General features: G+C 67.0%; 7 protein-coding genes. 1 reads left to right on the top strand and 6 read right to left on the bottom strand.

Annotated elements, in window-relative coordinates; genetic code table 11:
- The 5 genes from VK519_RS11765 to VK519_RS11745 form a co-directional block, all read right to left on the bottom strand.
- On the bottom strand, positions 1-932 hold a 932-nt coding region (locus tag VK519_RS11765; RefSeq protein ID WP_324349993.1), incomplete at its 3' end, for an O-antigen ligase family protein.
- 62 nt (positions 933-994) lie between these two features.
- Complete coding sequence (locus VK519_RS11760) at positions 995-2119, bottom strand: glycosyltransferase (protein WP_324349992.1); 1125 nt, start codon at positions 2117-2119, stop codon at positions 995-997.
- A gap of 60 nt (positions 2120-2179) precedes the next feature.
- On the bottom strand, positions 2180-2368 hold the full coding sequence (locus VK519_RS11755; protein WP_250624734.1) for a zinc-finger domain-containing protein: 189 nt from the start codon (positions 2366-2368) through the stop codon (positions 2180-2182).
- Positions 2369-2484: 116 nt separating this feature from the next.
- A complete protein-coding gene (locus VK519_RS11750) occupies positions 2485-3093 on the bottom strand; it encodes a YceI family protein (RefSeq protein ID WP_324349989.1) in 609 nt (202 codons plus the stop codon).
- A gap of 34 nt (positions 3094-3127) precedes the next feature.
- Positions 3128-3721 carry a malonic semialdehyde reductase gene (locus tag VK519_RS11745; RefSeq protein WP_324349987.1) on the bottom strand — a complete coding sequence of 198 codons (594 nt, stop codon included), beginning with the start codon at positions 3719-3721 and terminating at the stop codon, positions 3128-3130.
- A 130-nt stretch (positions 3722-3851) separates the two neighbouring features.
- Here VK519_RS11745 and VK519_RS11740 point away from each other — a divergent pair, with 130 nt between their 5' ends.
- A complete protein-coding gene (locus VK519_RS11740; protein ID WP_324349986.1) occupies positions 3852-4838 on the top strand; it encodes a mitochondrial fission ELM1 family protein in 987 nt (328 codons plus the stop codon).
- Here VK519_RS11740 and VK519_RS11735 read toward each other — a convergent pair.
- On the bottom strand, positions 4831-6081 hold a 1251-nt coding region (locus VK519_RS11735), incomplete at its 5' end, for a [protein-PII] uridylyltransferase family protein (protein ID WP_324349985.1). The two genes, VK519_RS11740 and VK519_RS11735, sit on opposite strands and share 8 nt — an antisense overlap.

Here is a 6081-nt window from a genome sequence, read left to right as displayed (position 1 = left end):
TCGTTGGCCGGCGCGTATGAAGGATACGCATAACGGAAGCTGCGCACGCCCACGCCATTGACCGGATGCGCCGCCGCCATATGCAGGCTGGCGCGCCAGATCGACAACCGGCCCGTAAGGGCCTCGTCCACGTTGGCGTCGTGGCCCCGGAACGCCTCCAGGGTGCGTTCCATCCGTGCATGGAACGGTGCCGACACTTCCCAGGCAATGCCGGCACCGAAACCTGCGACCACCGCGATGGCAAGGCACGCGGGAAGGAAACGCCGCCAGCCACCGCACTCGACCCAGGCAAAGGCGAGCACCACCACGCCATAGCAAAGCCACGCGGCACGTGATCCAGCCAACAGGATCGGTCCGAGCATCGCCAGGGCAGCCGCCAGCAGCCCGCGCCAGCCCCAGCGCTCGCGGCCCGCCCACAACAGGAAGGGCGACAACACCGCAAGCGTCGGGCCAAGCTTGAGATTATCTGCGCCGAAGATGCCCGACAACCGCTCGGCTTGCGCGTGGCCACCCAGGCTCCAGCCGGTGGCGGCCTGTACCCAGGCATCGAGCACCCACACCAGGATGACCACCGCCGTGGCGCGGTATAGCGTAAAGAGCCGCGACGGGCGCCGCATGGCGAAGCACGCGTAGATGCCGATGGGCAGGTAACGCAGCACCGCCGCCACGGTACCCCAGGCCTTGCCCGGGGCCACGGCATCGAACGCCGAGAACAGAGCGGCACCGACGTAGGCGGCCATCAACGCCAGGAACAGTTTCGCCCCGCCATGCTCACCCAGCGCCCGGGGCTCGCGTACCAGCAACATGATGCTGCCGATCAGGCACAGTGCCGTACAAAGCTCCGCGCTTCGACCAAGCGGCAGCAAAGCCGGCAGCAGCCATAGCGGCAACAGGGGTGAGGTCAGGCCGGCCTTGATCGACAGCTTGTTCATCGGTCATCGGCCGCGGTGTGGGAACAAGCGCCCGATTGTAGTTCCCACGGACCCGGCGGTGTTCAGGCGGCGGCGACTTCCCGGTAAAGCGCCAGGGTGGCCGCCTGCATATCGTCGAGCCGGTAGCTCTTCAGCGGCGCAATGGCCGGGGCAAGGCGCAGCAATTCGGCCACGCGCTCTACCAGGCGCTCGCGGTCGCCCAGAGGTACGCGGCCGGCGGGGTAAAGCTCGGCCAGCAGCTCGCCTACGCCACCGTGTGCATAACCCACCACGGGCCGACACAACGAGAGCGCCTCGACCACCGTACGGCCGAACGACTCGGGCTTGTTGGAAAGCTGCAGGATGAGGGCGGAACTGGCGTAGATGTCGCGGATGTCAGCGCGCGTGCCCGACATCACCAACTTGTTCGCCACGCCGCGGCGCTCGGCCAGCGCTTGCAGTTCACGCACATAGGCCTCGCGACCAGGCTCAATCACGCCCAGCAGCAGCAGGCGGGCATCGATGCCACGGGTGGCAAGCTCGGCAAGGAGTTCGATGGCATCGGCGTGCCCCTTCAGGCGCGTGCCCCTGCCAGGCAACGTCAGTAACGGCGCGCCGGCCAGTTCCGGGTATTCGCTGAAGAAATGCTCACGCCAGGCTTCTTCCGGGCGATAGCCATAGGGGAAGGCGTCGGTGTCGATGCCGCGCGGAATCACCGCGATGCGCGAGGGATCGAGCCCCGCGTAGTGGCGCATGACATAGTCGCGCAGGGTTTGCGAGACCACGATCACGCGCTCGCCGCGGGTAAGGATGGCGCTATAGCGGCCCGGTGAATTGAGCCCGTGCACCGTGGTGATGAAATGGGGCCGTTTGCCCATGCCACGCATCGCCCACCAGGCCAGCCAGGCCGGCACGCGCGAGCGCGCGTGGACAATGTCTGGGGCCAGTGCCGTAAGGATGCGTCGCAAGGCCGGTACCTGCAGCAACGAAAACACCGACTTCCGGCCGATCGGCAAGGTGACGTGTTCGCTGCCCTCCTGCTCCAGCTGCGGTACCAGCCGTCCGCCACCGGAAATCACCACCGACCGGTGCCCCGCGGCCACCAGGGCCCGGCCCACTTCCAGCACCGATCGCTCCGCGCCGCCGGCATGCAGGGCCGGGATCAGCTGGATGACGGTCAGTTTGCGTTCGGGTGGGTTATTAGGCACGTCGGGAAGGGTCGAGTGGGGTACCGGAAGGCAAGCACGGATCGTGCCGCCCGGGCCGGCTTAGTCCTTCAGCACGTAGACGGCGCCGCAATAGGAGCACTTCGACTGCCCGCCATCGTCGACGATGGGCAGGTAGACGCGGGGGTGCGAGTTCCACAACTCCATCCCGGGCATGGGACAGGACAATGGGAGGTCCGCGCGGGTCACTTCGTAGAGGTTTTCGGCGTTGGCGGGAATAAGGCTGGCCATGGGCAATTCCGGCTAATGATGCAAAAAGGTGATGTTAGCAGGGGGGAGGTGCCCCACAGGCAAAAAAAAGACCCGCGCCAGGCGCGGGTCTTTTTCCAGCCAAGGCGGCCTGGCTCTTACTTGCCCTTGCCGAACTTTTCCTTGTACGCCGCAGCCTCCAGGCCCTCGGTCGTGATGGAAATCTTGATTTCGTCGCTGACGGCAGGGACGTAGGCACCGACACCGAAATCGGAGCGCTTGATCGTGGCCGTGGCGTTGAAACCGACGGCCGGGGCCTTGAGCATCGGGTGGTCGCCCACCTTGTTGACCGTGACATCCAGGGTGACCGGCTTGGTCACGCCGTGGACCGTGAGATCACCGGTAACCTTCAACTTGTCTTTGCCCGCGGCGGCAACCTTGGTGCTCTTGAAGGTGACCGTGGGGTACTTCTCCGCGTCGAAGAAATCGGGCTTCTTCAGGTGTTCATCCAGCGCTGGCACGTGGGTGTCGAGCGCCGACAGCGGCAACGTGACATCCACCGTGGCCTTGGTCGGGGCAGCCGGGTCGTACACCAGGGTGCCCTGCACGCCGCCGAGATCGGCGGTAGGGTTGGAGAAGCCGAAATGGTTCCAGCTGAACAGGACCATGGTGTGGCCCGGGTCGAGCGTGTAGGTAACCGGGGCCGCATGGAGGGCGGTACCGGTGGCGAGCAGGCTGGCCAGGGCCAGGTAGGCGATCTTGCGCATGGGTTATCTCCGTGGAAAGGGCAAACTGCAACTGTCAGGCGATGCGGGCGGCTTGGTCGAAATCGAGCCGGGGGCTGCGTGGAAACAGGTTGCGGCTGCCATCGCCGTAACCGAGGTTGACCAGGAAATTGGACTTTACCGCCGTGCCGGCGAAGAACGCAGCGTCCACGCCGGCATTGTCGAAGCCCGACATGGGACCGGTGTCCAGGCCCAGCGCACGGGCGGCCAGGATGAGGTAGGCGCCTTGCAGCGTGCTGTTGCGGAAGGCCGTCTGGTCGATCAGCGACTGGGTGCCGACGAACCAACTGCGCGCATCGGCGTGAGGGAAGAGCCTGGGAAGGTGTTCGTAGAATTCGTGATCGGCGGCCACGATGGCGGTGACCGGGGCCTCCATGGTCTTGGCTCGGTTGGCCTCCGACAGGAAAGGCGAAAGCTTCGCCTTGGCCTCGGCAGACTTCACGAACACCAGGCGCATCGGGGACGTGTTCGCGCTGGTCGGTCCGAATTTGAGCAGGTCATAAAGCTGGTGGAGAAGCGTGTCGTCGACGGGGCGGTCCGTCCACGCGTTGTAGGTACGCGCCTGACGGAAAAGCTGGTCGAGGGCGGCATCGGAAAGCGGAGTCGTCATGGGCATCCTCTTCAGTGACGATCATATCGCCCGGACCTCCGGGCGAATCCCCAGTTTATGCGCGAACGGTGTCCGTCGGCGACCGCTCTGGATGAACGTACTGGCGTCCCACACGCTACAATCGGTCACGATGAAGACGAGCCACGGCGGCGAATGCTGGGTCATCACCGACGGGGCCGCGGGCAACGAGCGCCAGGCCATGGCCCTTGCCCAGACCACGGGACTCATCATCCGGCCCTTCCGTGTGCAACTTCGCCGCCCCTGGGCCTGGGCCGCGCCCCATCTGCTGCCGGCCTCGCTGCTGGCTTTGCCACCGCTGCAGCGTGCGCAGTTCCGCCCGCCCTGGCCACGCGTGGTGATCGGCTGCGGGCGTGCCTCGGCGATGCTCACCCGCCTGGTCGGGCAGCTCAGCGATCGGCGCACCTACACCGTGCAGATCCTCGATCCGCGGATGGACACGCGCTACTGGAATCTCGTGGTGGCCCCGGTGCACGACGAGCTGAAAGCCGCCAACGTGATACAGATGACCGGCTCGCTCAATCCCATCGACGACGCATGGCTGGCCGAGGGACGGGAAGCCTGCCCTACCCTGGGCGACCTTCCCAAACCGCGGCGGGCGATCCTGCTCGGAGGCGAACGCCGCGGCGTCGAGCTTGGCGCGCCCTACGCCAGGCAGCTGGTGGAAAGCCTGCGCGCCATGGCCGCCCGCGAAGGCGGCAGTTTCATGATCTCAAGCTCCCGGCGCACGCCAGCGGCCTTTCGCGATGCCGTGGTCGCTGGGCTCGCCGATTTTCCCGGCCATGTGTGGACGGGCGGCGATGACGCCGGGAATCCCTATGCGGGGTACCTGGGTTGGGCCGACTCGCTGGTGGTGACACCCGACTCGGTGAACATGCTTTCCGAAGCCTGCGCCACCGGCCGCCCCGTACGCACGCTGGTCACCGCCCCACTACCGGCGAAACTGGCCCGCCTGCACGCCACCTTGCGCTCGCGCAACCTGCTGGGCGACCTCGACGACCGCCTGCCCTCGAGTTTCACGCCACTTCGCGAAACCCAGCGCGTCGGCCTGGAACTACGCCGGCGCATGCGTGAATACGTGGGCCCGGTCGCTAGCTGAAGACGAACCCGGTGCCGGCGGCAACCTCCAGCACCTGCGCCGCCGCTTCGTCCAGTGCCGCCTCGCGGGGGGCAAGCCGGGGGCGCCCGTCAAGCGTGCAGGCCAGCGCACGCGACAGGAACAGTGCGTGGGCACGTTCGAGCAGCCCGGCATCCGTCGGTGCCAGCGCGCCGGCCTCCATCAGCCAGGTGAGCAACGCCGGCGTGCTGCTGGGTATCGCCTGGACCGTGGCGGCTATGGCTGCATGGGCAAGCACCAGTCCCTGCGACAGGAATTCGATATCGAGCAGGGTTCCGGCACCCTGCTTCAGGTCGATGCGTGTGGTGTCCGAGCGGTCGCGTTCCTGGCGCCAGCGCGAACGCATGGCGGCCACTTCGGTGCGCACGACAGCGCCATCGCGCGGGCGCCGCAAGATGGTCTCGCGCAGGGCGTCGAACTGAGCATGCAAGGTTGCGTCGCCGGCGATACCACGCGCGCGCACCAGCGCCTGATGCTCCCACGTCCACGCGCGCTCATTCTGGTAACCGGCAAAGGCATCCACGCTTGTCACCAGCAAGCCCTTCGCGCCGTCCGGACGCAGCCGGGTATCGATCTCGTACAGCTTGCCGCCGCGGGTAAGCGCACCCAGCCAGTGCACGATGCGCTGGGCCAGGCGCTGGTACCACTGCGCGCCGTCCAGCGGACGCGCACCGTCGCTGCGCGCGGTAGCCCGCGCGCCGTCATAGACGAACACCAGGTCAAGGTCAGAGGCGAAGCCCAGCTCCGCGCCACCGAGGCTGCCGTAGCCGAGCACGGCAAAGCCTGTACCTTCGCCGGGCAGGCTACCGTGCTGCGCCTTCAGTTCACGCTCGGCCATCGACAGCACGGCGGCGACCACCGCCTCGGCGAGCGCGGCAAGGCGCCGCGAAGTAGCCGCGGCATCGGCGCGATCATCGCTGAAGGCAAGCCCCAGCCGGAAGCCGATGCTCGACTGCAATTCGTTCAAGCGGTCCAGCTCGCCTTCGGCGTCGCGGTCGTCCAGTGCCGACAGCGCACGGCTGATCTCTGCCGCGACGTCGGCGCGCTTGAGCGGCAACTGGTCGATGCGCGGATCAAGTACGTCGTCCAGCAACAGCGGCTGGCCGATGATCCTTTCGGCCAGGAACGCGCTGCGTGCGAACACCGCGACCAGCCGCCGTCGCGCGGCCGGCTGCTCCTCGAGCAAAGCCAGGTAGGACGACCGTCGCGCCACCGCCTGCACCAG

The organism is Pinirhizobacter sp. (assembly GCF_035317885.1).
GTDB lineage: Bacteria > Pseudomonadota > Gammaproteobacteria > Xanthomonadales > Rhodanobacteraceae > Pinirhizobacter.
The sequence above is the reverse complement of the archived record's forward strand: the minus strand, read 5'-3'. Positions and strand labels throughout refer to the sequence as shown.